Raw genomic sequence first — 24,918 nt, 5'->3', positions numbered from 1 at the left:
ATACTCGCTTCCCGACGGTTAATCGATTAAACGGAAACGGTGCGAGGTGCGGACGGCCATGGCCCGGGTGCGGATGTCCGATGTCGCCGCCGCGGCGGGGGTGTCGACGGCGACGGTGTCGATGGTGCTCAGCGGAGCGGGCGGCGACCGGATCTCGGCCGCGACCCAGGCGAAGGTGCGGGAGGCGGCCGAGGCGATCGGCTACGCGCCCAACTCGGTGGCCCGGAGCCTGCGGACGCAGCGCACCCGGATGATCGGCCTGATCTCCGACAGCATCGCCACCACCCCCTTCGCGGGCCGGATGCTGGCGGGCGCCAACGACGCGGCCCGCGAGCACGGCCACCTGGTGGTGCTGGTGGACACCGACGGCGACCCGGCGCAGGAGCGGCAGGCGGTCGAGGCACTGACCGGGCAGCGGGTCGACGCGATGGTCTACGCCCGGATGTGGCACCAGGTGGTGGACGCCCCGGCGGGCCTCGCCGAGGGCAGCGTCTTCCTGGACTGCCGCCCCGCACACGGCAGTTGGCCCGCCGTGGTGCCGGACGACCGGGAGGGCGGGGTGGCGGCGACCCGGGAGCTGACCGCCGCCGGGCACCGGCGGATCGCCTACCTGGACGCCCCGGCGGGCGGCGTGGTGGCCTCGGCCCTGCGCCACGAGGGCTACCGGCAGGTGCTGGCCGAGGCGGGCATCGCCCCCGACCCGGCGCTGCACGTGCGCGGCGAGACCGACGCGGGCGGGGGGAGGGCCGCCGCCGAGGAGCTGCTCGACCTGCCCGCCGACCGGCGTCCGACCGCCCTGTTCTGCTTCAACGACCGGATGGCGATGGGCGCCTACGCCGCGGCCCGCCGCCGGGGCCTGCGCATCCCGGAGGACCTGTCGGTGGTCGGCTACGACGACCAGCAGCTGATCGCCGCCGAACTCGACCCGCCGCTGACCACCGTCGCCCTGCCGCACTACGAGATGGGGCGCTGGGCGATGGAGGTGGCGCTCGGGGAGCGGACGGCCGACCCGGACGAACCGCACCGGATGCCGTGCCCGGTCATCCGCCGGGAATCCGTGGGTCCGCCGCCGCCCGCGCGGGCGAGCCGGTAACGGCGGCGGACTCCTCGTCGTACGTCCGGCCGCGGCAGTTGGCGCTGCCGTCCGGCCGGTGCAACCACACGGCAGTTGGCGCTGCCGTTCACTCGGGGCCGACTTGGCGGTCGGCCCCCGGAAAGGGACCTCCTGTGCGCAATCCCCTCGCGATGGTAGCAGCGGCGAGCCTGCTCGGTACGGTCGCGCTGACCGGCTGTGCCAAGGCCAGCCACGACGGTGCCTCCGCCGACGGCGGCGGCCCGACCAAGATCACCATGTGGACCCACTCCGCGGGCAACCCCGGCGAACTGGCCGTCTACCGGCGGATCATCGACGACTTCAACGCCTCGCAGGGCGAGTACCAGATCGTCCAGCAGAACTTCCCACAGGGCTCGTACAACGACGCGGTCACCGCGGCCGCCGCCGCCCGCAAGCTGCCCTGCCTGATCGACATGGACGGCCCGGTCATGCCCAACTGGGCGTGGGCCGGCTACCTGCAGCCGCTCGACCTGCCCGCGAGCCTCACCGACTCGCTGCTGCCGACCGCCGTCGGGACGTACCGGGGGAAGGTCTACTCGGCGGGCTACTGGGACGCAGCGCTGTCGCTCTTCGCCCGCAGGTCGGTGCTGGAGAAGAACGGCATCCGCATCCCGACCGTCGAACAGCCGTGGACCCTGGCCGAGTTCGACGCCGCGGTGGGCAAGCTGAAGGACTCCGGCTACAAGACCCCGCTGGACCTGGGCGCGGCCGACAAGGGCGAGTGGTGGTCCTACGCCTACTCGCCGATGCTGCAGAGCGCCGGGGGCGACGAGATCGACCGCAGCGGCATGAGGACCGCCCAGGGCGCCCTGAACGGGCCGGCCGCGGTGGCCTTCTTCAGCTGGTTCCAGAAGGCGTTCAAGGAGGGCTGGGCGAACAGCGACGGCCCGGTCGGCAACCAGAACTTCGTCGACGACAAGGTCGCGCTCAGCTACACCGGCGTGTGGAACGCCAAGGACGCCCTGGACAAGGTCGGCTCCGACCTGCTGATCCTCCCGCCGGTGGACTTCGGCAAGGGACCGAGGATCGGCGGCGGCTCCTGGCAGTGGGGCATCTCGGCGGGCTGCGGCAAGGCGCAGTCCGAGGGCGCCCGCAAGTACCTGGAGTTCAGCTTCCAGGACAAGTACCTCACCGCGTTCTCCGACAGCCAGGTGGTCATCCCCGCCACCGCGGGCGCCACCGCCGCCTCCAAGTACTTCGGCCCGGACGGCGCGCTGCGCCAGTTCGCCGTGCTGTCGCAGAAGTTCGCGCTGGCCCGGCCCGCCACCCCCGGCTACCCGGTGGTCTCCACCAGCTTCGAGAAGGCCGCCAAGGACATCATGAACGGCGCCGACGTCAAGCCCGCGCTGGACGCCGCCGTGCAGGCGATCGACAGCGACATCAAGTCGAACAACGGCTACGGCAACTGACGCAGCGGCGAACGGCGACCGGGCGGGGCGTGCCACCGCCCGGCCGCCGGAAAGGTGTGACCCCATGACGGCGACCTTCCGCCTCGACCCCCCGGCCGACCCCGGCCCCGGCCCCGACGAACCCCGGCCCGGCCCCGCGGCCGCCGGGGCCCGTCCCGCCACCCGCCCCCGCTCGGCCCGCCCCCGCTCGGCCCGCCGCAGCGAGGCCCGGGCCGGTCTGGCGATGGCCTCCCCGGCGATCCTGCTGCTGCTGGCCTTCCTGATCGTGCCGGTGCTGCTGGGCTTCGTCCTGTCCTTCACCAACGCCCGGCTGGTCTCCCCGGAGCCGCTGCGCTTCGTCGGCCTCGACAACTTCGTCCGCGCGTTCACCGTCGACCCGACCTTCTTCCGGTCGATGGTCAACACCTTCGCCTTCGCGGCGGTGGTGGTGCCGGTGCAGGCCGGGTTCGGCCTGTTCCTCGCGCTGCTGGTCAACCAGAGGATCCGCGGCGTCACCGCGTTCCGGGTGATCTTCTTCATCCCGGTCGTGACCTCGATCGTCGTGGTCTCGATCCTGTGGAAGTTCATGTACCAGCCGAGCGGCGTGATCAACTCCTTCATCGACTCGGTCACCCTCGGCGCCTGGCAGGGCACCGCCTGGCTGAACGACCCGAGCACCGCACTGTTCGCGATCATCGTGCTGTCCGTCTGGCAGGCCGTCGGCTTCCACATGCTGATCTGGCTCTCCGGCCTGCAGACCATCCCGGAGGAGCTCTACGAGGCGGCCCGGATGGACGGCGCCGGTGCCTGGCGCCAGTTCAAGGACGTCACCTGGCCGTGCCTGCGCCCGACCAGGATCTTCGTCCTGATCACCATCACCATCGCCGCGCTCGGCCTGTTCGTGCAGATCGACGTGATGACCCAGGGCGGCCCGGTCGACTCCACCTCGACGCTGGTCTACCACGCGGTGCTCACCGGCTACCGCCAGCAGCAGATCGGGTACGGCTCGGCCCTGTCGCTGGTCTTCTTCGTGATCGTGCTCGTCATCGCGCTGGTCCAGCGCCACCTCACCCGCGACAAGGACTGACCATGGCCGAGACCGCACGCGCCCCGCGGGCGCGCACCGAGACGAGCGAGCAGCAGCTGCGCCGGCGCCGCCGGGCGTGGTCCTACCTGGTGCTGGTCGGGCTGTCGGTGTTCTTCCTGTTCCCGCTGGTGTTCATGTTCGTCTCCAGCCTCAAGCCGGACGGGCAGCTGCTCTCCGACATCGGCGGCTGGCGGGCCTTCCTCCCGGTCGGCGACATCAGCCTGCACAACTACGGCGCCGTCTTCGACCGGGTGCCGGTCGGCCGGTTCCTGCTGAACTCGCTGTTCGTGACGGTGGCGATCGTCGGCCTCGGACTGGTCGTCAACTCGATGGCGGGCTTCGCCCTGTCCCGGATGCGCTGGCGCGGCCGCGGCCTGGTCACGAGCGTCGTCATCGCGACCCTGATCGTCCCGTTCGAGACCATCGCGGTGCCGCTGGTGTACTGGGTCGCGCACCTGCCGATCCTGTTCCTCCAGGACGGCACCCTGGTGTGGGACACCGGCTGGCTCGACGGCTACCAGGTGCAGATCGTCCCGTTCGTCGCGAACGCCTTCTCGATCTTCCTGTTCAGCCAGTACTTCTCCACCATCCCGACCTCGCTCGACGAGGCCGCCCGGATCGACGGCGCGGGCTGGTTCACCATCTACCGCAGGATCGTCGTCCCGCTGTCCGGACCGGCCTTCGCCACCGTGGCGATCCTGACCTTCCTGCCCGCCTGGAACCAGTACCTGTGGCCGACCATGGTGGTCCAGGACGAGAAGCTGCGCCCCGTCATGGTCGGCATGCAGTACTTCTTCCAGGACAACCCGGCCTGGGGCGAGGTCATGGCCTACACCTCGATGATCACCCTGCCGGTGCTGGTGGTCTTCCTCGCCTTCCAGCGCTCCTTCGTCAGCAGCGTCGCCGCGAGCGGCGTCAAGGGCTGACGCCCCCTCCCGCCCCCTCCTCCGCAGACCCCGCCGCCCACCGCGGCCGAGGGTCCGCGGGGCACGCCCGAAAGGCCGTCATGTTCGCTCCGCCCGACTGCTGGGTCTGGGACTTCTGGTTCGCCGACGACGGCGAACGCCACCACCTGTTCTTCCTGTACGCCTCGCGCGCCCTGCACGACCCCGAGGACCGGCACTACCGCGCCTCCATCGGCCACGCGGTCTCCACCGACCTGGTCGAGTGGACCCGCGTCCCCGACGCCCTGGTCCGCGCCGACGCCCCCGCCTTCGACGACCTCGCCACCTGGACCGGCTCGGTGGTCCGCCACCCCGACGGCACCTGGTTCCTGTTCTACACCGGCTCCACCCGCGCCCCCGGCGGCAGGAACGTCCAGCGGATCGGCTACGCCACCTCCACCGACCTGACCACCTGGCACAAGGCCGGCCCCGGCCCGGTGCTGAGCGCCGACCCCACCCTCTACGAGACGCTCGACACCGGCCAGTGGCACGACGAGGCGTTCCGCGACCCGTGGGTCTTCCCCGACCCGGACGGCGACGGCTGGCACATGCTGATCACCGCCCGGGCCACCACCGGACCGGCCTTCGAACGCGGCGTGGTCGGCCACGCGGTCTCCGCCGACCTGCGGACCTGGGAACTGCGGCCCCCGCTCTCCGCCCCCGCCGCCCACGGCTTCGGGCAGCTGGAGGTCACCCAGACCGAGGTCGTCGACGGCAAGCCCCTGCTGCTCTTCTCCTGCCTCGCCGAGCACGCCTCCGACAGCCGCCGCGCCACCGGCACCCGCGGCGGCATCTGGGCCGCCCCCGCCGGGAGCCTGCTCGGCCCGTTCGACGTGGGCGCCGCCCGGCAGGTCACCGACGACCGCTACTACAGCGGCAAGCTGGTCCGCCGCCGCGACGGTTCCTGGGCCCTGATGGGCTTCCACCACACCGGCCCCGACGGGGCGTTCACCGGCGGCATCAGCGACCCGATGCCGGTGTCCTGGGACGGGCACCGGCTGACCGTCGAAGGACCGGCCGCCGAAGGGCCGTCCGTGGACGCCCTGCCCGCCGCGGTCGGCTGACCCCTCCGTCCCCCCCCCACCTCCCCACCCAGGAGTCGAGCATGACCCCACGCTCCTCGCTCCACCGGGCCGGCGCGGCCACCGCGCCGCGCCGGCCCCGGCCCGGCCGCACCCTGCGGCTCGGCCTGGCCGCCCTGCTCGGCCTCGTCCTGACCGCGGCCGCGGTGGCCGCCCCCGGCCCGGCCGCCCCCACCGCGGCCCGGGCGGCCGACGGCAACCGCGCCGTCTACCACTTCACCGTCCCCGACCACTGGAAGAACGACCCGCAGCGGCCGGTCTGGTCCGACGGCGCGTTCCACTACTACTACCTCTACAACGCCGACTACGGGCAGGCCGTCGGCACCGCCTGGCGGCAGGCCACCAGCACCGACGGCGTGGCCTTCCACGACCAGGGCGTGGCCGCGCCCAAGCAGACCAACGCCAACTACGACCTGTGGTCCGGCTCCGCGGTCGTCGACACCGGCAACACCGCCGGGTTCGGCGCCGGGGCCGTGGTCGTGCTGGTGACCCAGATGGACCACCCCACCCCCGCCCAGATCGCCGACGCCTCCGGCCCGCAGGCCCAGTTCCTCTGGTACTCCACCGACGGCGGCCGCAACTTCCGCCCCTACGGCGACGCCCCCGTCCTCCCCAACGGCGGCCGCAAGGACTTCCGCGACCCCAAGCTGGTCTGGGACGCCGACCGGAACCGCTGGGTCGCGCTGCTCGCCGAGGGCACCAAGCTCAGCCTCTGGACCTCGCCCGACCTGAGGACCTGGACCTGGGCGTCCGACTCCCCCCACCCCGGCCTGGGCACCCTGGAGTGCCCCGACCTGTTCCGGATGCGCGCCGACGACGGCACCGTGCACTGGGTGCTCGGCGCCAGCGCCAACGGCTACCTCACCGGCGACCCCAACACCTACGCCTACTGGACCGGCAGCTTCGACGGCACCGCGTTCACCCCCGACAGCGCCGCCCCGCAGTGGCTCGACCACGGCTTCGACTGGTACGCGGGCGTCACCTGGGAGGACCCGGCCGCCCCGCTCGACCACCGCTACGCCACCGCCTGGCTCAACAACTGGACCTACCCGTACACCACCCCGACCTGGGCCTCCGACGGCTTCAACGGCACCGACGCGATCACCCGGCAGCTCAGCCTGAAGCGCTACGCCGACGGCTACGCGCTGGCCTCCCGGCCCGCCCCCGCCCTCGACCGGCACGCCGCGCGGACCACCGACCTGGGCACCGTCCGGGTGAACGGGCTGACCACGCTGCCCTACCGCGGCACCGCGTACCGGCTGGACGCCGACGTCAGCTGGAGCGCCCTGGACAACATCGGCGTCCAGCTGCGGGTCTCCGCCGACGGCACCCGGCACGCCGACGCCGGGATCTACCGCGACCACAGCTACCTGAACCGCGGCGGGACGGGGAACCCCTCGGCGGACGGGACCCACCTGGAGTCCCGCGCCCCCTGGGACCAGGCGCGGACCACCGCCCACCTGACCGTCCTGGTCGACCGCACCAGCGTCGAGTACTTCGTCGACGACGGCCGCCACGTCCACTCCGACGAGGTGTTCGCCGACCCCGCCGACGACGGGCTGAAACTGTTCACCAGCGGCGGCACCGCCACCTTCGCCCACCTCACCGTCACCGAGTACGCCGACCTCGCCCAGCGCCCCGCCCGGCCGCTCGCCGACTTCGAGGGCGGCGCGTACGCCCCCGGCTGGACCGGCACCGGCGACCTGGCCGGGACCGCGCCGACCACCGAACGGCTCCCCGGCTCGGTCGGGAACGCCGTCCTCGACACCTTCGCCGGCCGCGACGGCGCCACCGGCACGCTCACCTCACCCGCCTTCACCGTCGACCGCGACCACCTGCACCTCCTCCTCGCCGGCGGCGACCACCCGCTCGGCACCCCCGGCGCGACCAGCGTCAACCTGCTGGTCGACGGGCGGCCCGTGCGCACCGCCACCGGCGCGGACAGCGGCGCCATGCGACCCGTCGACTGGGACCTGACCGACCTCCAGGGGCGCACCGCGCAGCTCCAGGTCCTCGACGACGCCACCGGCGCCTGGGGACACCTGATGGTCGACCAGGTCGTCCTGAGCGACTGACCGACGCCCGGGCGGCGCACCCGCGTGCGCCGCCCGGGCACCCACCCCCTACCGGGAGCAGCCCGCACCATGCCCGAACCCACCCCCGCCGACTTCGACTTCCTGGTGATCGGCGAGTGCGTCGCCGACATCGTCCGCACCCCCGGCCACCCCGACCGGCCGCACCCCGGCGGCAGCCCCGCCAACGTCGCCCACGGCCTCGCCCGGCTCGGCCGACGCACCGCCCTGCTCACCCAGCTCGGCACCGACCCGTACGGCGAACTGATCCGCACCCACCTGGAGGCGGGCGGCACCACCGTCCTGACGGACGGCCGGGACGTCCCGACGCCCAGCGCGATCGTCACCCTCGACCCGTCCGGCAGCGGCTCCTACCGCTTCGCGATCGACTGGACCCTCGCCCCGACGGCCGCGGCCCCCCGGGCCCGGCACGTCCACCTCGGCTCGCTGGCCTCCGTGCAGGAACCCGGTGCGGCGGTCGCCCGCCGCCTGCTCCGGGGCGCCCGCGCCGCCGGTGCCACCGTCTCGTACGACCCCAACGTCCGCCCCGACCTGTTCGGCGAGCGGTCGGCCGCCGTCGCCGCGGTCGAGCACTGCGTGGCGCTCAGCGACCTGGTCAAGGCCAGCGACGAGGACCTCGCCTTCCTCTACCCCGGCGTCCCCGTCCGCGACAGCGCCGCCCGCTGGCTCACCCTCGGCCCCGGCACCGTCGTCGTCACCCGGGGCGGCGACGGCGCCTTCGCCCTCACCCCCGAGGGCGAGACCCGCACCGACGCCCCGCCCACCACCGTCGTCGACACCGTCGGCGCCGGGGACTCCTTCATGTCCGCCCTCCTCGCCGCCCTCGACACCCCCCGCCCCGGCCTCGACGCCCTGACCGCCGCCCTGCGGACCGCCGCCGCGGCCGCCGCCGTCACCGTCTCCCGCGCCGGAGCCAACCCGCCCACCGCCGCCGAGCTCGCCGCCCGCCGGGCGGACCTGGCGTAGCGGGAGGCGCGTCCGGGAGAATCGGCCGATGGTCTCCGACATCGTCGTCCAGTACACCCGCCTCCTGCGGACCAGCGACATCGACCTCTGGGTCAGGTTGCGGGAGCTCCTGCGGGAACGGGGGCTCGACCCCGCGGAGACGGTCGTCGTCGACCTCCTGCAGGAGAGCCTCCACCACGAGGAGGGCCAGATCATCTCCGCCGAGGGCCGGGTCCACCGGTTCCACCTGTCCTACGACCAGCGGGCGGAGGGCGGCGCCGCCCACGCCCGCATCGGCAAGTGGACCGACGTCACGGACGGCTGGCACGACGACTCGCTGACCCGGCGGACCGCGGACGCCTTCGCCTGGAAGGCCGAGCAGGACCGGCGGGCCCGGGAGGGCCGATCCGGGCCGACCGCGGTGTCATGACGTCCTGTCAGAATCCCCCCATGGCCACCACCGACACCACCGACACCACCGACACCACCGCCGTCACCGCCCCGAACACCTACCTGCGGCTGGCCGCCCGCCTGCACGAGCTCGGCACGGTCGACGCCGAGCGGTACGCCGAGGCGTGCGCGTACCTCGCCGACTTCCCCGAGCCGGGCCCGGCCCGGCGCACCGAGGAGCTGGTGGAGACCTTCCTGCAGTGCGGGCTGGCGTTCTCGGTGCACGGCGAGGACGTCGACGACGCCGGGTCCGCGTACGCCTGGATCCTCGACGAGGCCGCCGCGGTGCTCGGCCCCGGCACCGGCATCACCGACGTCGAACTGCTCGGCGAGCCCGGCGGCTCCCGGGAGCTGCGGTTCCGGGTGAACGGCGCCGAGAAGTCCTGGTGGATCGAGCAGGAGTCCGACGACTACCTCGACCAGGGCGCCGTCCACGAGAACGTCGCCGACCTGCTGCCCGACCGCTCCCTCGACCCGCGGGTCCTCCACTGCCTCCCCGGCCTCGACGCCTGCGCGGACGACCACTACCTCCTCGCCACCCCGGAGCACGCCGCCCTGCTGCGCGACGAGTTCGCCCTCCGCATCGAGGTCCGCGGCCCGGACGGCCTCCCCGTCCGCGAGGACGCCGCCCCCTGACCCCGCGGGAAGCGGTCACTGCTGTCGGTGGGCGAGGCCGGAGTCGAACCGGCACAGCCGAAGCGGGGGCTTTACAGGCCCTTGGGCTCTCCACTGCCCAGCTCGCCCTCGACGGAGAGTGCACGGACCGAACGCGCTCGGCTCACTCTCCAGGTGCTGCGCTGCCGGACGAGGATTCGAACCCCGAACTTCCTGATCCAGAGTCAGGCGTGCTGCCAGTTGCACCATCCGGCACTGCGGGCGGGCGGCCGACAGAAGGGCCGCCCGGACGGGGGACTCCCCCTCGGACGGCCGGGCGCTGTCGAAGCCGGCTACCGCGAGGAGGAACGCCCCTGGCGCTGCTGGGGATACGACTGGCTGCTGCTCATCGCGTGCTCCCCTCCGCTGCCTCGGTGCCGGGCTGACACCCCTACTCTGCTCCGGGGCCGCGGCCGCGGGCAACGGGTTTTCCCGGCGGCCGGCGGGGCGGGGCGGCGGGTCAGCCGTGCACGCCCAGGCAGAGGACGAGGACGGAGCTGCGGCGGGTCTCCACGTAGGTGGCCACGAGGGCCGGTTCGGTCTGGCAGTCCTGTTCGTCGGCGCCGTGGACGACCTTGAGGACGGTGAACTCGGCGTCGGCCGAGTGGCAGTCGACCAGGCTGACGTCGGGCTTGTCGTCGGTGCCCGCGTTGTGGGCGCAGTCGCCCGCCTTGGCGGCGGCCGGGGTGTCGCGGGAGAGGTAGGCGGCGGCGAGGAGGGCCACCACGATCGCCACCACCAGGCCCGCGACCTTCAGGGCGCCGGGCACCCAGCGGCGGGCCGCGGGGGTCTCGGGCGCCGCGGTCGGTTCGACGGGTTCGGCGGGTTCGGCGGGTTCGGTGGTTGCGGTGGCGGGTTCGGGGGCGTCGGAGACGGGGGGAGTGGTCACAGGGGGTTCCTCGCTGGATCGGACGGCACGGCAGCGTACCGCCGCGCCGCCCAACTGCGGTGACCGGGTGGGGTGGTGACGGGCGCTTGGCCGTGTTGTAAAAGTCGCTCCTGTTCCTCGGTCCGCATTGTGATGATCTCGGTGTGGGACGAGGGGGTCTCCCGGACGAACAGCGGGCGGTGCTGGAGCCGTTGCTGCCGGTCGCGGTGTCGGGGCGGCCACCGTTGGGCCGGCGGAGACTCATCGACGGGATCCGGTGGCGGACGCGGCCGGGACCCGCGCCGAACCCGAGGACCATGGCCCGGGCCGGTCCCGGGGAGGCTTCACCACGAAGATCCACCTGGCCTGCGAGCCAGGGCAAACCGGGCGGTCGCCACCCGGTTCGACGGACTCGCGGTCCGCTTCGAAGCCGCCGTCCTGATCGCCGCGATCGGCGAGTGGCCGTAGCCGTTCCCTCTGCGGGTGGCGCGGCTTCTCACCACAGCAGCGCGACCTTGTCGGCCAGGGCCTCGGCCTGGGCTCGGCCGGCTCGTGCTGCGGCCTTGCGGCGCCTGGGATCGTAGGGGTTGGGGCCGATGCCTTCGACGCTCTGTTCGTCCGGCGCGATGAGACATACCTGGGCCTGCTCCGCCAAGGCTTCGGCATCCGCGGCCGCACCGGGAATCCGTCCGTAGCCGTCAGGCATCGGTGCCAGGATGACGATCCTGTCGTGGCCGGCGGCCAGGCGTGCGTTGGTGGTGGAGACCATACCGCCGTCCACCCAGGAACGGCCCAAGAAGTGTTCGAGAGGCCAGACGCCGGGGACCGCACCGCTCGCGGAGACAGCGTCGGTCAGTGAGACGCCCGTGTGCTCGTCGAACAGATGCAGCTCGCCCGTGTCGGCGTCGATCGCGGTGACCTTCAAGCGGGTGGGCCAGTCGGTGGTGACCAGACGTGAGGCGACGACTTGGCGTCGGGTGGCTGGGGACACGGGCTCGGGGTCTGCTTTGGAGATGCGTCCCATCGCCGCGCCGACCTTGCGCGGATCGTCGCCGCCTTCGGCGAGGGCCGCCCACCAGGCGGCCCTCGTGGCCTCTGACGCCTTGACGTCCACCTCGTTCTCGTCCGGGACCAACTGGGAGGCGAAGAGGCGCTCCAGGTCGTAGCCGCTGGCGACGGCGGTTCCGACGAACGAGCCCGCCGAGGTTCCGATCACCGAGGTGGCTCTGTTCCAGTCGATGCCCCGGGAGCTGAGACCTGCGAGGACGCCGACTTCCCAGGCGATGCCCGTCACACCTCCCCCGCCGAGTACGAGAGCTCGCGAAAGGGGGCGGGTGGGACGTGCCATGGGACGGCTCCTTGCTCGATCGAGCTACGCAGAACCCGTCCATGATCCTCTCCTCAGGAGTCCGTCGCACGACGAGGGCGACGGCGCGCTCCGCGTACGACGAGCTCCTTCCCGAACACGGCCTAGGCGGTGCGCGGGTCGGCGTCCTTGCGGGGGCGGCCGGGGCGGCGGCGGCCGGTGCTGGAGTACGCCTCGATGGTGGTGCGGCACCACAGGCGGCGGGCGTCGAGGAGGACGTCGGGGTCGGGGAAGGTGCCGCGGGCGATCATCTTGCGGACCGCGCCGTCGGTGACGCCGAGGATCTCCGCGGCGCCGCGGGCGCTGACCAGCTTGGCGCTGGGGGAGCCGGGCGGGGCGGCGGGGGGCGTCTCGGGCGGGGTGGCGGCGGGGACCGCGGGCGGGGTGCGGTCCGGGTCGGCGGGGCCGGGTGCTTGCAGGTCCATCGATTCATCCCCAGGGGGCCGGCGGGCGTGGGTGCGCTCGGGCGGTGGGGCGGTGCGGCGGCGGGTAGGTCCCGCGGCTACCGCGCCTCCCTCGGCGCGGCCGGACATCGTTCCACGTGCGCACCCCCTGGCAGGACGGAACCGGGCCCGTCCATCGTAGCAAGGCGGGCGCCGACCGGGGCGGGGTTCGGGGGCCCCGGTGGGCCGGGAATTGTCCCGCGGGCGTGACAATTTCCGGAAAAGGAAATTGTCCCGTGCGTGGGACGGATTTATCCGAACTGCCTTGACGAACAGTGTCCTTGACAACAGATCGACTGGCGGCTTTCCTGGACCCGGTGCGCCGTTCGGGGCGGAAATCAATGAGCGGGGAGGTATTCGGGCCATGCCGGAATCTGTTCCTTCGGTGGTCGACTGGGAAATCGAGGAGGTATTCGACCCGCTGTCCGAGCAATTCATGGCGTGCCCGTACGCGGCCTACGCGAAGGCCCGCGGCACGGTACCGGTCGCCCACCACCGCGGGTTCGACGAGTACATCGTCACGGGCCGCGCGGAACTGCACTCCGCCCTGCGCGACAGCACCGGCCTGACCAGCCGCCACAACCTGGACGGGCACGTGCCGATCGCCCCGCAGGCCAAGGAGGTGCTGGAGGGGACGCTGTTCTACCAGCCCGCCCTGTACAACCTGGCGGGCCCGGCGCACACCCGGTTCCGGGCGTTCATCAACGAGTACTTCACGCCCCGCAAGCTGCGGGTGCTGGAACCCCGGATCCGCGAGGTGGCCCGCGAACTGGCCGCCGAGCTGGTCGCCGAGGGCGGCGACGGTGCCGAGGGCGTGGACCTGCTGGCCCGGTTCGCCTACCCGCTGCCGTACACGGTGATCAGCGAGGTGATCGGCGTGCCGGTCGCCGACCGGGCCGCCGTGAAGGAGTGGAACAACGCCTGGCTGCTGCTCCAGGTCGCCCCGCTGACCCCCGACCAGCAGCTGGCGTTCGCCGGGCAGTTGGCCGCGTACGAGGAGTACCTGCGCGAGCTGCTGCTGACCCGGGCGGACGGTGCGCCGGAGGCGGACGAGGACCTGATCGGCGGACTGTACCGGGCCACCCTGGGCGAGGACCCGCTGTGCACCCTGGACCAGGCCGTGGTCGCGCTGCGCTTCATGATCGCGGCCGGGCACGAGACCACCACCAACCTGATCGCCAACGCCGTCCACCAGCTGCTGACCGTCCCGGAGCGGTGGGCCGCGGTGGTGGCCGACCCGGCGCTGGCCGCCGCCGCGGTGGAGGAGACCCTGCGCCACGACTCCTCGGTGCAGGGCGCGCTGCGGGTGGCCACCGAGGACGTCCGGATCGGCGACACCCTGGTGCCCGCGGGCGCCCGGGTCCGGGTGATGTTCGCCGCGGCCGGGCGCGACCCCGAGGTCGTCCCGGACGCCGAGGAGTTCCGGCTCGACCGCACCGGCCCCCCGAACCACCTCGGCTTCGGCTTCGGCGTCCACTTCTGCGTCGGCGCCCCGCTGGCCCGGCTGGAGACCAGGGTCGCCCTGGAGACGCTGGCCGAGGCCCTCCCGCAACTGCGCCTGGCGGACGGCTTCCGGCCGCGCCACCTGCCGGGCGGTTTCATCTTCCACGCCCTCGAGAGCCTGCCGGTGACCTGGTGACCCGGCAGTCGGCCGACCGGCCGACCGGCTGACGCAACGGCCGCCGGAACGCCCAACGGAACGGCCGACGGAACGGCCGACAGAATTCAGAAGCGAGAACCCGTCATGTCCCTCTCCTCCACCACCCGGCCCGCGACCAGCGAGGGACGGGCCGGGCAGTACCCCGGCGTCGTCCTGGCCGTCATCGTGGCCTGTCAGATGATGGTCGTCGTCGACGCCACCGCGATGGCGGTGGCCCTGCCCGAGATCCAGTCCGGCCTGCACTTCTCCCCGACCGGCCTGGCCTGGGTGCTGAACGCGTACATCCTCCCGTACGCCGGGCTGCTGCTGCTGGGCGGCCGCACCGGTGACGTCTTCGGCCGCCGCCGCACCTTCGTCGCCGGGGTGGCCCTGTTCACCGCCAGTTCGCTGCTCGGCGGGCTGGCCCCCTCGCCGGGGTGGCTGCTGGCGGCCCGGGCGCTGCAGGGGGTCGGGGCGGCGTTCGCCGCGCCGGGCGCGATGTCGCTGCTGATGGCGAACTTCGCCGAGGGGCCGGCCCGGAACCGGGCGCTGGCCGGGTACTCGACCGTCGCGGGCCTGGGCATGGCGATCGGCATGATCGCCAGCGGCGTGCTCACCGACGTCGCCTCCTGGCGCTGGGTGCTGCTGGTCAACGTCCCGATCGGGCTGGCCATCGTGGTGCTCACCCCCCGCCTGGTCGCCGAGCCCCCGCGCAACCCCGGCCGCCTCGACGTGCCGGGCGCGCTCGCCGCGACCGCCGGACTGTCCGTCCTGGCCTGGGCGTTCATCAACGCCTCCGCCCACGGCTGGGGCGGGGCGACGCCCGTCGCGCTGGTCGCCGCGGCCGTCCTGCTGGCCCTGTTCGTGCTGCGCCAGTCGCGCGCCGCCCAGCCGCTGATGCCGCTGCGGCTGCTCGCCGACCGCAACCGCACCAGCGGCTACCTGGCGATGGCGTTCACGATGGCCAGCAACTTCACCATCTCGCTGTTCGTCCCGATGTTCCTCCAGGACGTGCTGCACTACAGCGCGCTCAGCGCCGGACTGGCGTTCCTGCCGATGGCCCTGACGGTGTTCGTGGTCTCCCGCTCCACCCGCCGGCTGCTGCCGCTGTGGGGCCCGCGGCCGCTCATCCTCGGCGGGCTGGTGCTGTGCGCGGTCGGCATCGGCTGGCTCAGCCGACTGGACGGCGGCAGCAGCTACGCGGGCGGCGTCCTCGTCCCGCTGTTCCTGCTCGGCCTGGGCATCGGCACCTTCCTGATGCCGCTCACCGGCCTGATCCTCGGCGGCGTCCCCCCGCAGGACGCCGGGGCCGCCTCCGGCGTGCTGCAGACCTTCCAGCAGAGCGGCGGCGCCCTCGGCATCGCCGTCCTGATCACCGTCTACGGCTCCTCCCTGCGCCACGCCGCCCCGGACACCCCGCGGGCCGCGGCCACCGCGCACGGCATCGGCGCGGCCTTCACCGGGGCCACCGCCTTCCTGCTGCTGGCCCTGCTGCTGATCGCCCTCACCGCCCTCCCGCTGCGCCGCGCCGCGGGGGCCGGGGCGGGGGCCGCCGCTCCGCAGGGCTCCGGCAGCAGCTGAGCACCTCCGCACCCGCACCACCTCCGCACCCGCACCACCGAGCTGAGCACCGGGCGGCGCTGCCCGGGTCGTCCCCACGGCCCGCAGCGCCGCCCCTCCCGTTCCTCCGCACCCCTCCAGGAGACACGCGATGACCGCCGGCACGACCGCGAGCACGACCGTGAGCAGCACCGTGAGCACCGCGCCCGCCCCGCTGCCCGCCTTCCCGATGCCCCGCACCGACCCGCTGGACCCACCCCCCGCGCTGGCCGAACTGCGGCGCAGCGGGCAGGCGCTGACCCGGGTGCGGCTGTGGGACGGCAGCACCAGCTGGCTGGCGGCCCGGCACGCCGACGTCCGGGCGGTGCTGCACAGCCCGCACTTCAGCTCGGACACCAGCCGGGAGGGCTTCCCGAAGGCGACGGCCGCGGCCGCCGCGCTGGCGGCCGGGGGCGGCGGGACGCGCTGGCTGGTGCGGATGGACCCGCCGGACCACACGGTGATCCGGCGGATGATCGGGAAGGAGTTCACGGCGGGCCGGGTGGCCGCGATGCGGCCGATGGTGGAGCGGATCACCCACGAGCTGCTGGACGGGCTGCTGGCCCGCCCGGAGCGCTCCGCGGACCTGCTGGCCGCGCTGGGCCTGCCGCTGCCCGCCACGGTGATCTGCCTGATCCTCGGCGTCCCGGCGGAGGACCGGGAGTTCTTCCAGGACAAGACGTACACCGCGATGTCGGCCAACGCCTCGCCGGAGGAGGTCGGCGGGGCGTTCGGCGAACTGCTGGAGTACCTGGACGCGCTGGTGCGGGAGAAGGAGGCGCGGCCGACCGACGACCTGCTCGGGCGGCTGGTGGTCGACCAGGTCCGCCCCGGCGCGCTGAGCCACGAGGACCTGCTGGGGATCGCCCGGCTGCTGCTGATCGCCGGGCACGACACCACCGCCAACATGGTCGGCCTGACCGGGCTGAGCCTGGCCCTGCACCCGGAGCAGGCGGCCCGGCTGCGCGCCGACCCGACGCTGGTGCCGGGCGCGGTGGAGGAGCTGCTGCGCTACCACAGCGTGGGCAACCACGGCCTGTCCCGGATCGCCACCGCGGACGTGGAGATCGGCGGGCAGCTGGTCCGGGCGGGGGAGGGGGTGCTGCTCTCGCTCAACTCGGCGAACCGGGACGCGGCCGTCTTCGAGCGCCCCGACGAGCTGGACCTCTCCCGCGCGGCCCCGCAGCACCTGGCCTTCGGCGCGGGCATCCACCGCTGCCTGGGCGTGCCGCTGGCGGTGCTGGAGCTGGAGGTGGTGCTGGAGGCGCTGGTGCGGCGGCTGCCGGGGCTGCGGCTGGCGGTGCCGCTGGAGGAGCTGTCGTTCCGGCACGACATGCTCACCTACGGGGTGCGGGCGCTGCCGGTCACCTGGTGAGCCCGCCGGGCAGCAGTGCCGCGGCCCCCGCACCGTCCGGACGGTGCGGGGGCCGCGGCGCGGACGGCCGCCGTCAGCGCGCGGCGGCCGCCGCCCCGTCCGGCCGCACCGGCTGCGCCGCACCGTAGTGCTCGCGCAGGGTGCTGCCGCGGTACTCGGTGCGGAACAGGCCGCGGCGCTGCAGGATCGGCACCACCTCGTCGACGAAGACCGGCAGGCCGTCGGAGAGCACGTCCGGCATCAGGTTGAAGCCGTCCGCGGCGCCCTCCTCGAACCACAGCTGGATCAGGTCGGCGACCTGCTCGGGCGTGCCGGTGGCGGTGAGGTGGCCGTTGCTGGTGCCGCGGTGCTCCAGGTCGAGCTCGTCGAGGGCGCGGCGGCGCTTCCACGCCTCGCGCTCGGTGTCGCCGATGTGGGTGACCAGGCCGGGCAGCACCACGATCGCCTCCGGGTCGCGGCCGTACGAGGCGACGTGGCGGCGCAGGTCGGCGACGTACGCGCGGGAGGAGGCCAGGTCGGTGCCGCTGGCGAAGACCGCGTCGGCGGTGCGGCCGGCCAGGTCGCGGCCGTGGCCGGAGCCGCCGGCCTGGACGATCACCGGGTGGCCCTGCTCGGAGCGGGGCAGGCAGAACGGGCCGCGGACGTCGAAGTGCGCGCCGTGGTGGTCGATCGCGGGGATCCGGTCGAGGTCGGCGAAGCGTCCGGCGGCGGTGTCGGCGGGCAGCGCGTCGGGCTCCCAGCTGAGCCACAGGGTGCGCACCACGTCCACGAACTCCCGGGCCCGGGCGTAGCGTTCCTCCCGGTCGGGCAGGGTGGCGGTGAAGTTGTGCGAGATCGCCGGTATCGAGGTGGTGACGGCGTTCCAGCCGGCCCGGCCGTGGCTGATCAGGTCGAGGGCCTGGAGCCGCCGGGCCAGGTTGTAGGGCTCGTTGTAGCTGGTGGAGGCGGTGCCGATCAGGCCGATCCGCTCGGTGGCCAGGGCGATGGCGGTGAGCACCAGGGTCGGTTCGAGGCCGTTGAACTGCGGGCGGTAGTTGATGTTCTCGGCGATGCCGGGCACGTCGCCGAGGAACACCGCGTCGAACAGGCCGCGTTCGGCGACCCGTGCGGACGCCACGTAGTTCTCCACGTGGACGAAGGAGAGCGGGTCGACCCCGGGCCACCGCCAGGCGCCGTGGTGGGCTCCGGTCGACAGCAGGTTGATGTTGAGGTGGAGTTCGCGCGTCACGGAGTTCCTCGTCTCTCCCGGAATAGCGGATTCCGCGGGCCGGGCCGCCCGCTTTTCTCCCGCGTCACCATACGTCGGGGCGGACGCGGTAAATAGTGCCGACTGCGCGACAGTTAACGCGCGTGACAAGCGTGTTGAATCGGCGTCATTCGTTCCGCCGGGCGGAACGGCCGGTGTACAGGGCGGAATTCCCGCTCCTAGCATCGCGGACAACGGAACGCTCATCCGAGGAGAAGTCATGTCCGACCGGTCGTTCCCCGAGTCCGCCCCCGTCCGCACGGTGCTGCTGGCTTCCCCCCGCTCCTTCTGCGCCGGCGTGGAGCGCGCGATCGACGTGGTCGCCGCCGCCCTCGCGGACGCCCCCGGCCCGGTGTACGTGCGCAAGCAGATCGTGCACAACGCCTACGTGGTCTCCGAACTTCGCTCCCGCGGCGCGGTGTTCGTCGAGGAGCTGGACGAGGTGCCGTCCGGGGCGACGGTCGTCTTCTCCGCCCACGGCGTCTCCCCGGCGGTGCGCGCCCAGGCCGCCGAACGGAACCTGGACGTCATCGACGCGACCTGTCCGCTGGTGTCGAAGGTGCACGCCGAGGCGCAGCGCGCCGCGGCCCGCGGCGACACCGTGGTGCTGATCGGCCACGCCGGGCACGAGGAGGTGGAGGGCACCCTCGGGCAGGCCCCGCACGCCACCGTGCTGGTCCAGGACGCCGAGGACGTCGCCGGGTTGAGCGTCCCCGACCCGTCCCGGCTGTCCTACGTCACCCAGACCACGCTGGCGCTCGCCGACACCGAGGAGGTGGTCGCGGCGCTGCGCGAGCGCTTCCCGCTGGTCCAGGAGCCGCCCTCGGCGGACATCTGCTACGCCACCACCAACCGGCAGAACGCCGTCCGGGCGCTGCTGCCGGAGGCCGACCTGCTGCTGGTGGTCGGCTCGCCGAACTCCTCCAACTCGGTGCGGCTGGTCGAACTCGCCCACCGGCACGGCACCGAGGCGCACCTGGTCGACGGTCCCGAGCAGGTCGACCCGGCGTGGATCGACCCGGCCCGGACGGTCGCGGTCACCGCCGGGGCCTCCGCCCCGGCCGTCCTGGTCGAGGGCGTGGTCGCCGCGATCGCCGCCCGCGGCCCGATCAGCGTCGAGGAGCGCACCGTCACCACCGAGTCGGTGCGCTTCGCCCTGCCGAAGAAGGTGCGTTCCGCATGACGGACCTGCTCTCGCGGGCCGCGACCCCGGCCGGACTGCGCACCCTGGACGACCAGGACCTGCCCGAACTCGCCTCTGACATCCGTGAGTTGATGGTCCGTACGGTCAGTCGCAGCGGCGGCCACCTGGGTGCCTCGCTCGGCGTGGTGGAGCTCACCATCGCCCTGCACCGGGTCTTCGACTCGCCGCGCGACGCCCTGGTCTTCGACACCGGCCACCAGACCTACCCGCACAAGATCCTCACCGGCCGGGCCGCCGACTTCGACACCCTGCGCCGCCGCGGCGGCCTCTCCGGCTACCCCTCCCGGGCCGAGTCCGCGCACGACTGGACCGAGAGCTCGCACGCCTCCACCTCGCTGGCCTACGCCGACGGCCTGGCCCGGGCCTTCCACCGCACCGGTGCCCCCGACCGCCGGGTGGTCGCCGTGGTCGGCGACGGCGCGCTGACCGGCGGCGCCGCCTTCGAGGCGCTCAACAGCATCGGCGCGCACGCCACCCCCGTCGTCGTCGTCCTCAACGACAACACCCGCTCCTACGACCCCACCGCGGGCGCCCTCGCCGCCCACCTGGCCCGGCTGCGCAGCGGCGAGGCCCCGGCCGGGCGCAACCTCTTCACCGACCTCGGGTTCCACTACCTCGGACCGGTCGACGGCCACGACCTCACCGCCACCCAGGACGCCCTGCGCGAGGCCGCCGCCCTGGGCCGCCCCGTCCTGGTGCACACCGTCACCGACAAGGGCCGCGGCTACGCCCCCGCCGAGGCCGACACCGACGACCGGATGCACGCCTGCGGCGTCATCGACCCGCGCACCGGCCGCCCGCTCACCCCCGCCGCACCCAGCTGGACCTCCGTCCTCGGCGCCGAGCTCACCGCCCTCGCCGAGGACCGCCCCGACCTGGTCGCGCTCACCGCCGCGATGCGCCTGCCGGTCGGCCTCGGGCCGTTCTCCGCCCGCTTCCCCGACCGCACCTTCGACTCCGGCATCGCCGAGCAGCACGCCGTCACCTCCGCGGCCGGACTGGCGGCCGGGGGGCTGCACCCCGTGGTCTGCCTCTACGCCACCTTCCTCAACCGGGCCGTCGACCAGCTCCTGATGGACGTCGCCCTGCACCGCCTCCCGGTCACCCTGGTGCTCGACCGGGCCGGCGTCACCGGGCCCGACGGCGCCTCCCACCACGGCCTGTGGGACCTCGCCCTGCTCTCCCGCGTCCCCGGCCTGCGGATCGCCGCCCCGCGCGACCCCGCCCGGCTGCGCGAACTGCTGCGCGAGGCCGTCGACACCACCGACGGCCCGACCGCCGTCCGCTTCCCCAAGGCCACCGCGGGCCCCGACCTCCCGGCCCTCGCCGCGATGGACGGCATCGACCTGCTGCACCGCACCCCCCGGGCCGCCCTGGACGTCCTGCTGATCGCGATCGGCGCCACCGCCCCGGCCGCCCTCGACGCCGCCCGCATCCTGGAGCGCCACGGCCTCGGCGTCACCGTCGCCGACCCCCGCTGGGTCGTCCCGGTCAACCCCGCGCTCGCCCACCTGGCCGACCGCCACCGGGTCGCCCTCAGCATCGAGGACGGCGTCCGCGAGGGCGGGGCCGGAGCCCTGATCGCCCAGCACAGCGCCGACCACGGCACCACCCCCGTCCACCCGGTGGGCCTGCCCACCCGCTTCCTCGCCCACGGCGAACGCGCCGAACTCCTCGCTGCCGCGGGCCTCAGCGGGCCCGCGCTGGCCGACACCGCCCGCGCCCTGCTGGCCCGGGCCACCGGTGCGGCCGCCGCGCACGACCTGTCCCACCCCGCGCACCCCAACCCCGGGAGGACGTCATGACCGCCGTCGACCTGACCCTGCTGACCCGCCGCGCCGAACCCCCCGGAGCCCCCGGAGCCGCCGCCGGACCCGCCGTCCCGCAGCGCCGGCCCACCCGGCGGATCCAGGTCGGCAGCGTCCCGGTCGGCGGCGGCGCGCCGATCTCCGTCCAGACCATGACCACCACCGTCACCGCCGACGTCGACGCCACCCTCCAGCAGATCGCCGAGGTCACCGCCGCGGGCTGCGACCTCGTCCGGGTCGCCGTGCCCTCCCAGGACGACGTCCAGGCGCTGCCCGCGATCGTCGCCAAGTCACCGATCCCGGTGATCGCCGACATCCACTTCCAGCCCCGCTACGTGTTCGCCGCGATCGACGCGGGCTGCGCCGCCGTCCGGGTCAACCCCGGCAACATCCGCCAGTTCGACGACAAGGTCAAGGAGATCGCCGCCGCCGCCACCGCCGCGAAGGTCCCGATCCGGATCGGCGTCAACGCGGGCTCGCTCGACCCGCGGCTGCTCGCCAAGTACGGGAAGGCCACCCCGGAGGCGCTGGTGGAGTCCGCGCTGTGGGAGTGCTCGCTGTTCGAGGAGCACGGCTTCACCGACCTCAAGATCGCCGTCAAGCACCACGACCCGCAGACCATGATCGCCGCCTACCGGCAGCTCTCCGCCGCCCGCGACTACCCGCTGCACCTGGGCGTCACCGAGGCCGGACCGGCCTTCCAGGGCTCCATCAAGTCGGCCGTCGCGATGGGCATCCTGCTCAACGAGGGCATCGGCGACACCATCCGGGTCTCGCTCTCCGCCCCGCCCGCCGAACAGGTCAAGGCCGGCTGCCACGTGCTGGCCGCGCTCGGCCTGCGCCCGCGCAAGCTGGAGATCGTCTCCTGCCCGGGCTGCGGACGCCTCCAGGTCGACATCCACTCGCTCGCCGCCCGGGTCGAGGCCGCCTTCGAGGGCTTCCCGCACCCGCTGCGGGTCGCCGTCATGGGCTGCGTGGTCAACGGGCCCGGCGAGTCCCGGGAGGCCGACCTCGGCGTCTCCAGCGGCAACGGCAAGGGCCAGATCTTCGTCCGCGGCGAGGTGGTCAAGACCGTCCCCGAGTCGCGGATCGTCGAGACCCTGCTCGAAGAGGCCCTCAGACTCGCCGAGGCCGAGAGCGGCCAGGACCAGGAGGAGAACGCATGACCTACGTGATCGCCCAGCCCTGCGTCGACGTCCAGGACCGGGCCTGCGTGGACGAGTGCCCCGTCGACTGCATCTACCAGGGCCCGCGGATGCTCTACATCCACCCCGAGGAGTGCGTCGACTGCGGCGCCTGCGAACCCGTCTGCCCGGTCGAGGCGGTCTTCTACGAGGACGACCTCCCGCCCGAGTGGACCGGCTTCCGGCCCGCCGCCGCCGAGGTCCTCGCCCCGCTCGGCTCGCCCGGCGGCGCCCGCACCGTCCCCCCGCTCGACGCCGACCACCCGCTGCTCGACCGGACCGGCTGACGGTGGAGGGCACCGCCACCGCCGCGGCCCTGGGCACCGTCACCGTCCGGGCACCCGCCAAGGTCAACCTGCAACTGGCCGTCGGCGCCCGGCGCGCCGACGGCTACCACCCGCTGGCCTCGGTCTTCCTCGCCGTCGACCGCCACGACCTGGTCACCGCCGCCCCCGGCGAGGGCCTCACCCTCAGCGTCGCGGGCGAGGGCGCCGCCGGCGTCCCGCTCGACCGCGACAACCTCGCCGCCCGCGCCGCCACCGCGCTCGCCGCGCAGCACGGCATCCGCCCCGACGTCCACCTGCACATCGACAAGCGCATCCCGGTCGCGGGCGGCATGGCGGGCGGCAGCGCGGACGCCGCCGCCGCACTGCTGGCCTGCGCCACGCTCTGGGAGACCCGCAGCACGCCCGCCGAACTCCAGCTGCTGGCCGCCGAGCTGGGCAGTGACGTGCCCTTCGCCCTGCTCGGCGGCGCCGCCCTCGGACTCGACCGCGGCGACCGCCTCACCCCGCTCCCGGTCACCGGCCCCTTCCACTGGGCCCTGGCCACCGCCGACGGCCCGCTCCCCACCCCCGCCGTCTACGCCGCCCACGACCGCCTCCGCCCCCGCCACCACCGCACCCTCGGCGCCGACCCCGCCGTCCTCGCCGCCCTGCGCACCGGCGACCCGGCCGCGCTCGGCGCCGCCCTCGGCAACGACCTCCAGCCCGCCGCCCTCCACCTGCGCCCCGCCCTGGCCGCCACCCTCCGGGCCGGCACCGCGGCGGGCGCCCTCGGCGCGACGGTCTCCGGCTCCGGCCCCACCTGCGCCTTCCTCGCCGCGGACGCCGCCGCCGCCACCCGCCTCGCCGCCGCCCTCACCGCCTCCGGCACCTGCCACCGCGCCTGGACCGCCACGGGGCCGGTGCCGGGCGCGAGCGTGCTGGCGACGCCCGTGCGGTGAAGGCGCCTCAGTTCCTCCCGGCCGCCGTCTCGGCACGGACGCGCAGCAGGTGGTCGATGACGCCGAGGCTGCCCCAGCCGGGACTGTTCATGTTCTTGATGCCGGAGCGGATCTCGTCCAGGGCCGCCAGACCGCGCTCCTCGCCGCGCAGGGCGAGCCCGGCGGCGGCCTTCAGCCGGGCGTAGAAGAAGGGGTCCGCCAGGTGCGCGGCGAAGACGGCGCGCAGCTCCGGGGTGTCGACGTCGGACCTGGCGAGCTTGTAGAGGGCGTTCGCCCGGGTCACGGGCACGGGATCGTCCGCCAGGTGCACGAGGGCCGCGAGGGCTTCCTCCCGCCGGGCGGTGTTGCTGTGGATGATCGTGGAGACGCAAGCCCGGACACCGGGATCGGCGTGGTGGGCGTAGGGCAGGAACGCCGTGACCGGGTCGTCCGAGCTGTCGTAGAAGGAGAGGGCCCTGATGACGACGGAGAGCGTGCGCGGGTCCTGCTCACCGTCCAGCAGCGGTCGCAGGAAGTCCTCGGCCTCGCGCGCGAAGGGGAGTTCGACGGCCTCGTCGTCGTCCGGACGAGCGCTGAACGCGATCGCCAGGTGGTTCAGCACGTCGAGCCCGAAGCGCCTGCGGTCGGGGTCGGTGGTGTCCCGGGCGGTTTCGAGCGCCCAGTCGAAGGTCTCCCGGTCCATGCGGAGGCCCAGCTGGTAGGCCGAGGCCCACCAGTCGTCGTGGTCGGGGTCGCGGTGCACCAGGGCGCGGGCCAGCAACTCGTCCGGTGAGTGTCGGACGCCGAGCGCGGCCTCCAGGTCGGTGACGATCGCCCGGTGCGCGCTCCCGTCCCCCGCGCCGGACGCGAGCGCCGCCTGCGCGGCCCGCAGCGCACGGCGGTGCGGGCTGTCGTCGCTCAGCGGGTCGCCGCTGCGCGACAGCAGGGCTTCCAGTACCAGGTAGCGGCCGTTCTCGGCCGCCCAGGCCACCGGGTCGACGCCGCCCTCCCAGGGACGGGTGACGTCCACGTCCCAGACGACCAGGTGGTCGACGACCCGCTGGCGTCCGGCCCGCGCGGCGGCGGCCAGCAGGGTCACGGCGTCCTCGCTCGCCAGGTCGCCCGCGCTGGCGCCGAAGAGGAGTTCGAGCGCCGTGTCTTCGTCGCCGCGTTCGACGGCGGCCAGCAGCAGGGGGAGGTCCACCGGCCGATCCTGCCCGAGCCC

General features: G+C 74.1%; 22 protein-coding genes, 2 tRNA genes and 1 pseudogene. 18 read left to right on the top strand and 7 right to left on the bottom strand.

The window, feature by feature from the left end; genetic code table 11:
- The first annotated feature begins 58 nt into the window (after window positions 1-58).
- From QSK52_RS24825 to QSK52_RS24785, 9 genes are all read left to right on the top strand, one after another.
- Complete coding sequence (locus QSK52_RS24825; protein WP_285738353.1) at window positions 59-1,093, top strand: LacI family DNA-binding transcriptional regulator; 1,035 nt, start codon at window positions 59-61, stop codon at window positions 1,091-1,093.
- 134 nt (window positions 1,094-1,227) lie between these two features.
- Window positions 1,228-2,523 (top strand): sugar ABC transporter substrate-binding protein, encoded by a 1,296-nt coding sequence (locus QSK52_RS24820; RefSeq protein ID WP_285738352.1) that lies wholly within the window; start codon window positions 1,228-1,230, stop codon window positions 2,521-2,523.
- A gap of 64 nt (window positions 2,524-2,587) precedes the next feature.
- Window positions 2,588-3,589 carry a carbohydrate ABC transporter permease gene (locus QSK52_RS24815; RefSeq protein WP_285738351.1) on the top strand — a complete coding sequence of 334 codons (1,002 nt, stop codon included), beginning with the start codon at window positions 2,588-2,590 and terminating at the stop codon, window positions 3,587-3,589.
- A 2-nt stretch (window positions 3,590-3,591) separates the two neighbouring features.
- The gene (locus tag QSK52_RS24810) at window positions 3,592-4,515 is read left to right on the top strand and encodes a carbohydrate ABC transporter permease (RefSeq protein WP_285738350.1); all 924 of its coding nucleotides are present in this window, start codon (window positions 3,592-3,594) and stop codon (window positions 4,513-4,515) included.
- 80 nt (window positions 4,516-4,595) lie between these two features.
- Entirely contained in the window at window positions 4,596-5,597 is a 1,002-nt protein-coding gene (locus QSK52_RS24805; protein ID WP_285738349.1) for a glycosyl hydrolase family 32, read from the top strand.
- A 41-nt stretch (window positions 5,598-5,638) separates the two neighbouring features.
- Window positions 5,639-7,690, top strand: a complete 2,052-nt coding sequence (locus QSK52_RS24800) for a glycoside hydrolase family 32 protein (protein ID WP_285738348.1) — start codon at window positions 5,639-5,641, stop codon at window positions 7,688-7,690.
- A gap of 69 nt (window positions 7,691-7,759) precedes the next feature.
- Complete coding sequence (locus QSK52_RS24795) at window positions 7,760-8,674, top strand: carbohydrate kinase family protein (protein WP_285738347.1); 915 nt, start codon at window positions 7,760-7,762, stop codon at window positions 8,672-8,674.
- Between the two features lie 28 nt (window positions 8,675-8,702).
- Window positions 8,703-9,083, top strand: a complete 381-nt coding sequence (locus QSK52_RS24790) for a hypothetical protein (RefSeq protein ID WP_285738346.1) — start codon at window positions 8,703-8,705, stop codon at window positions 9,081-9,083.
- 20 nt (window positions 9,084-9,103) lie between these two features.
- Window positions 9,104-9,739: a hypothetical protein gene (locus QSK52_RS24785; RefSeq protein WP_285738345.1), complete on the top strand. Its 636-nt coding sequence runs from the start codon at window positions 9,104-9,106 to the stop codon at window positions 9,737-9,739.
- Between the two features lie 28 nt (window positions 9,740-9,767).
- Here the strand turns inward: QSK52_RS24785 and QSK52_RS24780 are convergent.
- The 3 genes from QSK52_RS24780 to QSK52_RS24770 form a co-directional block, all read right to left on the bottom strand.
- Window positions 9,768-9,847 (bottom strand) — tRNA-Tyr (locus QSK52_RS24780).
- A gap of 53 nt (window positions 9,848-9,900) precedes the next feature.
- Window positions 9,901-9,973, bottom strand: a tRNA-Gln gene (locus QSK52_RS24775).
- Window positions 9,974-10,217: 244 nt separating this feature from the next.
- Window positions 10,218-10,646, bottom strand: coding sequence for an LppU/SCO3897 family protein (locus QSK52_RS24770; protein ID WP_285738344.1), 429 nt, complete (start codon window positions 10,644-10,646; stop codon window positions 10,218-10,220).
- 265 nt (window positions 10,647-10,911) lie between these two features.
- Here QSK52_RS24770 and QSK52_RS39705 point away from each other — a divergent pair.
- Window positions 10,912-10,998: pseudogene (locus QSK52_RS39705) on the top strand (IS5 family transposase); the annotation flags it as partial.
- Window positions 10,999-11,121: 123 nt separating this feature from the next.
- On the opposite strand, the gene QSK52_RS24765 reads toward QSK52_RS39705, so the two are convergent.
- Together QSK52_RS24765 and QSK52_RS24760 are read right to left on the bottom strand one after the other, a co-directional pair.
- Window positions 11,122-11,973: a patatin-like phospholipase family protein gene (locus QSK52_RS24765; protein ID WP_285738343.1), complete on the bottom strand. Its 852-nt coding sequence runs from the start codon at window positions 11,971-11,973 to the stop codon at window positions 11,122-11,124.
- A gap of 122 nt (window positions 11,974-12,095) precedes the next feature.
- A complete protein-coding gene (locus QSK52_RS24760; RefSeq protein WP_285738342.1) occupies window positions 12,096-12,416 on the bottom strand; it encodes a helix-turn-helix transcriptional regulator in 321 nt (106 codons plus the stop codon).
- A 403-nt stretch (window positions 12,417-12,819) separates the two neighbouring features.
- Between QSK52_RS24760 and QSK52_RS24755 the strand changes: the two genes are divergently transcribed.
- The 3 genes from QSK52_RS24755 (at window position 12,820) to QSK52_RS24745 (ending at window position 17,047) form a co-directional block, all read left to right on the top strand.
- On the top strand, window positions 12,820-14,073 hold the full coding sequence (locus tag QSK52_RS24755; RefSeq protein ID WP_285738341.1) for a cytochrome P450: 1,254 nt from the start codon (window positions 12,820-12,822) through the stop codon (window positions 14,071-14,073).
- Between the two features lie 105 nt (window positions 14,074-14,178).
- Window positions 14,179-15,654, top strand: coding sequence for an MFS transporter (locus tag QSK52_RS24750; protein WP_285738340.1), 1,476 nt, complete (start codon window positions 14,179-14,181; stop codon window positions 15,652-15,654).
- A 130-nt stretch (window positions 15,655-15,784) separates the two neighbouring features.
- Window positions 15,785-17,047 carry a cytochrome P450 gene (locus QSK52_RS24745; RefSeq protein ID WP_285738339.1) on the top strand — a complete coding sequence of 421 codons (1,263 nt, stop codon included), beginning with the start codon at window positions 15,785-15,787 and terminating at the stop codon, window positions 17,045-17,047.
- 73 nt (window positions 17,048-17,120) lie between these two features.
- Here the strand turns inward: QSK52_RS24745 and QSK52_RS24740 are convergent, their stop codons facing one another.
- Window positions 17,121-18,275, bottom strand: a complete 1,155-nt coding sequence (locus QSK52_RS24740; protein ID WP_285738338.1) for an NtaA/DmoA family FMN-dependent monooxygenase — start codon at window positions 18,273-18,275, stop codon at window positions 17,121-17,123.
- A 238-nt stretch (window positions 18,276-18,513) separates the two neighbouring features.
- On the opposite strand from QSK52_RS24740, the gene ispH reads away from it, so the two are divergent.
- From ispH to QSK52_RS24715, 5 genes are read left to right on the top strand one after another with little or no spacing between them, the layout of a single operon-like run.
- On the top strand, window positions 18,514-19,476 hold the full coding sequence (gene ispH, locus QSK52_RS24735) for a 4-hydroxy-3-methylbut-2-enyl diphosphate reductase (RefSeq protein WP_285738337.1): 963 nt from the start codon (window positions 18,514-18,516) through the stop codon (window positions 19,474-19,476).
- Complete coding sequence (locus QSK52_RS24730) at window positions 19,473-21,302, top strand: 1-deoxy-D-xylulose-5-phosphate synthase (protein WP_285738336.1); 1,830 nt, start codon at window positions 19,473-19,475, stop codon at window positions 21,300-21,302. Before ispH ends, QSK52_RS24730 begins: the two co-directional genes overlap by 4 nt.
- Complete coding sequence (gene ispG / locus QSK52_RS24725; protein ID WP_285738335.1) at window positions 21,299-22,471, top strand: flavodoxin-dependent (E)-4-hydroxy-3-methylbut-2-enyl-diphosphate synthase; 1,173 nt, start codon at window positions 21,299-21,301, stop codon at window positions 22,469-22,471. Before QSK52_RS24730 ends, ispG begins: the two co-directional genes overlap by 4 nt.
- The gene (fdxA, locus tag QSK52_RS24720; protein ID WP_285738334.1) at window positions 22,468-22,776 is read left to right on the top strand and encodes a ferredoxin; all 309 of its coding nucleotides are present in this window, start codon (window positions 22,468-22,470) and stop codon (window positions 22,774-22,776) included. Before ispG ends, fdxA begins: the two co-directional genes overlap by 4 nt.
- Window positions 22,777-22,778: 2 nt before the next feature.
- On the top strand, window positions 22,779-23,714 hold the full coding sequence (locus QSK52_RS24715) for a 4-(cytidine 5'-diphospho)-2-C-methyl-D-erythritol kinase (protein WP_285738333.1): 936 nt from the start codon (window positions 22,779-22,781) through the stop codon (window positions 23,712-23,714).
- A 7-nt stretch (window positions 23,715-23,721) separates the two neighbouring features.
- Here the strand turns inward: QSK52_RS24715 and QSK52_RS24710 are convergent, their stop codons facing one another.
- Window positions 23,722-24,897 carry a hypothetical protein gene (locus QSK52_RS24710; protein WP_285738332.1) on the bottom strand — a complete coding sequence of 392 codons (1,176 nt, stop codon included), beginning with the start codon at window positions 24,895-24,897 and terminating at the stop codon, window positions 23,722-23,724.
- Between the last annotated feature and the right edge of the window lie 21 nt (window positions 24,898-24,918).

This window comes from Kitasatospora phosalacinea, assembly GCF_030268885.1.
GTDB classification, from domain to species: domain Bacteria; phylum Actinomycetota; class Actinomycetes; order Streptomycetales; family Streptomycetaceae; genus Kitasatospora; species Kitasatospora phosalacinea_C.
This window is presented reverse-complemented; position numbering and strand designations above follow the sequence as displayed.